Origin of the sequence: Richelia intracellularis HH01, from assembly GCF_000350105.1 — a bacterium.
Lineage (GTDB): Bacteria > Cyanobacteriota > Cyanobacteriia > Cyanobacteriales > Nostocaceae > Richelia > Richelia intracellularis.
The window spans coordinates 1-565 of the sequence record NZ_CAIY01000078.1; the positions used below are offsets into that span (position 1 = coordinate 1).

1 protein-coding gene is annotated in these 565 nt (G+C 48.5%); it reads right to left on the reverse strand.

Translation table 11 applies throughout. The features are described from left to right. On the reverse strand, positions 1-508 hold a 508-nt coding region (locus RINTHH_RS11275), incomplete at its 3' end, for a hypothetical protein (RefSeq protein WP_231291180.1). Positions 509-565: the final 57 nt, after the last annotated feature.

Sequence of the window (565 nt, forward strand, 5' to 3'; positions counted from 1 at the left end):
CAGCATACATGGCTACGCCCTCGTTACCGCCCATAGCGTAAGCCAAGGTATAATCAGCAATTTTCGGCGTCACGTTGTCGTGCGATCTCTTAGCGTTCTCCGCCAAGCTCCTGGCATCTTGCTCTACCAACTCCGGGTACACAACGTAATCCCACGGCGTTGCCAATCCACGAGGATATATTCCGTAAGCATGTCCATATCCTGTGACTTTTGCGATTTTCGAATAACTAACCAGGGCAGCGCCAACCTTGGCTTTCCTGGTATTACGTCCGTAATATCGTAATTCATCGCCCCGTAGTACCATGCCTTTCTTGGGTCCCTTTGTTACACGTTTCCCATACATCCGATTGAAGTGCTTACGCTCTGCACGGATTTGAGTCATGGGTCCTCTTTCGGGGAAGTACACGACGTTCTTTGATGGCTTCATGCCTTTAGCCTTCACTTGTGACTTCTGTAGATGTGTATACACACGGCCTGCAGTTTGAGGTTTGGCCGCATCTACAATCATTGCTGTTCCTACTACTCCAGCAATTTTTCCTAATGTCTGATGACCGTATATAATGGC